Source organism: Nocardioides sp., from assembly GCF_050699375.1.
Taxonomy (GTDB): Bacteria; Actinomycetota; Actinomycetes; order Propionibacteriales; family Nocardioidaceae; genus Nocardioides.
Genome location: NZ_JBOHDN010000263.1, coordinates 1 through 3,593, shown reverse-complemented (window position 1 = coordinate 3,593; position 3,593 = coordinate 1). Strand labels below are relative to the sequence as shown.

The window sequence follows — 3,593 nt, the reverse complement described above, 5'->3', positions numbered from 1 at the left end:
TCATCGGGTCGGGACGACCCAGACCGGGTTGGTGTAGAACCACAGGTCGACCCACGGGTCGGCGTCGCCGACGACGTCGATGGCGGGTCCCTCCGGGTCGACGCTCGCGCCGAGGTAACCGGCCTGGGACCGGTTGGCGTCGGTGCCACGCAGGCGTACGTAGAACGCCTCCTCCTCGACGCGCCCCAGGTCGTAGCGGAGCTGGAAGGTGCCGGTGCGGCCCGAGGTGTCGGTCTGCTCGATCACCTTGGTGTCGGGGGCCTTCCAGGTGTCGCGGTCGGAGACGTACGTCGGGTCGACCGCGCCCCGGATCACGTCGACCCGGTTGAGGCTCGGCAGGAACTGCGACCAGTTGGGGACGTCCTGCGCGGTGATGGTGACGACCAGCGAGATCCTGCTGCCACGCTTGGCCTTCAGGGTGCCGCCGAGGCTCTCCCAGCTGCCGTCGGAGGCGACGACGCGTACGTCGACCGACTTCACCAGCGCGCCGTGGTCGACCCAGACCCGACCGTCGCGCATGCCCTTCATCACCGCGCGGTAGCTGCGCTCGGAGGTGCCGACGTGGGTGCGGCTGTAGTAGCCCGGCCAGAAGTCGCCGGCGGTGTTGTTGACCGAGCCGGCGTAGACCGGGGCGGCGTAGCGGCCGTTGGTGTTGAAGTAGGCCGAGTCGGACCCATCCGGGCGGCGTGAGGTGGTGCCCCAGTTGACGTGGGAGTCGGAGTTGGCGCTGATCGACCACGGCTTGCCCTCGGCGAGCAGCGAGTCCCACAGGCCGCCGACGGTCGAGGTGAACCAGTCGAAGCCGCCCCAGGAGCGGTAGGACTCGGCGGGGTAGCCGGGGAACGAGTTCGGGCCGGGGCTGTTGCCGTAGTAGCCACGAGCGCTGCCGGCGCCATAGCCGGCGGGCAGACCGGCGGCCTGGTGCCCTGGCGCGCCCTCCCACCCGATCGCGACCCTCGGGTCGGCGTCGCGCCAGGCACGGACCTCGTGGGGGCTGTCGATGCCGTTGCGGGCGGGGTGGTTGGCCAGGAACAGCGCGTCCTCGATGCGGCGCCGGTCGACCTGCTTGCCGAGCCACTGGATGCCCGCCACCGCGAGCGCCTCGTTCTCGGGGGTGTTGCCGGAAGCGCCCTTGACGGAACCGTCGTAGTCGTTCTCGAACTGCTTGAGCACCGCGACCTCGTTGGCGCCGGGGGCGACGAAGACCGTGCCGTGCTCGGCGGCCGGGATGTTCCACTCCAGCCCCTGGAAGATCAGGGTGTCCTCGAGCACCTTGCGCGCGGCGACGATGTCGGGATTGACCAGGTCGACGCCGATCCGGGCGTGGGTCGCGCCGCCGTGGTCGGTGATGACCAGCCAGTCCAGGCCGTACGCGGCGCCGTGCTGTGCCTGGTCGATGACCCGGTACATCGCGTCCGAGCTGTGCTGGGTGTGGATGTGGTGGTCGCCGGCGAGCCAGTGCCGGATCTTCGTCCCGCCCTTGTTCTTCGCCGTGTGCGCGTCCTCGGCCATCGCCGGGGTGACTCCGGTCATGCCCGCCATCCCGGCGGTCACGGCTCCGGCGATGCCCGCGGCTCGGAGCAGGTTGCGCCGGGAGACCTCGGAGGGACGCAGGTCGTTGTCGGATGCGTCCGAGGAGGCGGCGAGGGTGACCTCGTCGACCTCGTGGGAGTGGGTGTGGCCGTGCGAGTGGGCGTGATGCTCGTGTGACACGTTGAAACCTCCGCTTGAGATGGGCGTCCCCGCGTGCCCGAGCAGCGGCGCTCCGAGCCAAGCGCCACCGGATGGCCGGCGTACGTCGCGGGGTGGCCCTGCCGGTGAACTCTGTCGAGAGGTCACCTGCCGGCCGAGAGGTCACCCCCACCGGCCGAGGCGTCACGTACGCCGGCCGAGAAGTCACTTCGACAGGCCGAGGCGTCACGCCCGCTTGCAAGTAAGGCTAGCCTTACCCGAGTGATACCCACCGACCGCCGCAGCGACGACGACGAGACCCTGGCAGACCTCCTCGGAGGAGCCCGCGGCGCGATCGACGCCACCGTCCCGCCGGTCGCCTTCGTGCTCGCCTGGCTGGTCAGCGGCGAGCTGTGGGTGGCGACCGTGGTGTCCCTGGTGCTGGCCGCGGCCATCGCGATCTGGCAGTGGCGTAAGGGTCGAAAGCCGCGCGCCGTCCTGCTGGGCGTGGCCGGGGTCGCCGTCGCGGCGATGATCGCGCTGCGTACGGGCCGGGCCGAGGACTTCTTCGTGGTCCAGCTCGCGGCCAACGCGGCCAGTGCCCTGGTGTGGGTGGTCAGCATCGCGTTCCGCTGGCCGCTGCTGGGCGTGGTCGTCGGTCTGGTGCTCCGCCAGCGGGGGACCTGGCGCCGCGACCGTGTCCTGGCGCGGGCGTATGCGCGGGCGAGCTGGGTCTGGGTCTGTCAGTACGTCGTGAGGGTGGCCGTCTTCGGTCCGCTGTGGTGGTCCGGTGACGTGGTCTCGCTGGCGATCGCCCGAATCGCGCTCAGCTGGCCGCTGGTCGCGCTTTGCCTGCTGGTGAGCTGGTTGGTCCTGCGTCGCTCGCTCCCACCCGAGCATCCCGGCCTGCGCCACCCTCAGGTGTCCTGACGTCTATGCCGGCTGCTGGGTCCGAGTGGTCTCGCGGATGACCTCGGCCACCAGGTCGGGGTCATCGCTCATCGGGACATGGCCGCAGCCCGGCAACCAGCGGTGCACGGCGTTGGGGACCCGCCGTCGCGCCTCCAGCGCCTGATAGGGCAGCAGCGTGAGGTCTCGAGCGGCCCAGGCGATGGTCGTGGGTACGTCGGTGCCGACCGTGCCGGGATAGCGGTAGGCGGCGCCGAAGAACGTCCGGATCGCGGCGCGCGAGGCGACCATGTTGGCCGTGTCCGCGGCCGCCGCCTTGGGGTCGAGACGCTCCGGGTGGGCGGCGAGCCAGCTGAACGCGAGGGTGCGCGCGGTGCTGTTGCGCAGCACGGTGCTCGCCACCGGAGCGAGCGGTCTGGCCACCGTCTGCACCCCGGCGAACAGCCCCCTGACATAGAGGTAGTCGGCCTTGCCGATCCAGAAGCCCGCAGGGGAGAGCGCTGTCACCGACCGGGCGTGCCCGGCGTCGGCCATCTCCAGCGCGAGCAGCCCGCCGAGGCTGTTGCCGGCCACATGCGGCCTCTCGACACGGAGCTCGACCCGGAGCGCGTTGAGCTCGTCCGTCACGGCCGCCCGCACCGTACGTCCCGCCGGCTCGAACGCCGGAGACTCACCATGACCCGGAAGATCGAGGGTGATCACCTCGAACTCCCCGGCCAGCCGCTCCACGACAGGTGCCCATGCCTGCCTGCGATGTCCGATGCCATGGATCAGGAGCAGCGGCTCACCGCTGCCGGTGCGTTCGTAGGCGAGCATCGTCGCTCCTTCGGTTGACCCAGTGCGTCCTGCCGGTAGCCGCGAGCCTACGTCTCGGCATGTCCCGAATGTGGGTGCGGCGAGCCGATGCGCTAATGTTTCATCCGCGGCACCGCCGCGACGCGTGATTGGCGCAGTGGTAGCGCACCTCGTTCACACCGAGGGGGTCACTGGTTCGAACCCAGTATCACGCACCA

At 70.7% G+C, this 3,593-nt stretch carries 3 protein-coding genes and 1 tRNA gene; 2 read left to right on the top strand and 2 right to left on the bottom strand.

Going from position 1 to position 3,593, the window contains the following annotated elements:
- Window positions 1-1,713, bottom strand: a complete 1,713-nt coding sequence (locus ACRDPS_RS19155) for a histidinol-phosphatase (protein ID WP_431503251.1) — start codon at window positions 1,711-1,713, stop codon at window positions 1-3.
- A 240-nt stretch (window positions 1,714-1,953) separates the two neighbouring features.
- On the opposite strand from ACRDPS_RS19155, the gene ACRDPS_RS19150 reads away from it, so the two are divergent.
- Window positions 1,954-2,601, top strand: coding sequence for a DUF3159 domain-containing protein (locus tag ACRDPS_RS19150; protein WP_431503250.1), 648 nt, complete (start codon window positions 1,954-1,956; stop codon window positions 2,599-2,601).
- A gap of 3 nt (window positions 2,602-2,604) precedes the next feature.
- Here ACRDPS_RS19150 and ACRDPS_RS19145 read toward each other — a convergent pair whose 3' ends face one another.
- Window positions 2,605-3,396 (bottom strand): alpha/beta fold hydrolase, encoded by a 792-nt coding sequence (locus tag ACRDPS_RS19145; protein ID WP_431503249.1) that lies wholly within the window; start codon window positions 3,394-3,396, stop codon window positions 2,605-2,607.
- Window positions 3,397-3,518: 122 nt separating this feature from the next.
- Here ACRDPS_RS19145 and ACRDPS_RS19140 point away from each other — a divergent pair.
- Window positions 3,519-3,593, top strand: a tRNA-Val gene (locus ACRDPS_RS19140).

What these genes read in the sequence shown, in the direction of transcription:
- ACRDPS_RS19145 (WP_431503249.1), bottom strand. Translation starts at nt 3,396, where the DNA reads ATGCTCGCCTACGAACGCACCGGCAGCGGTGAGCCGCTGCTCCTGATC.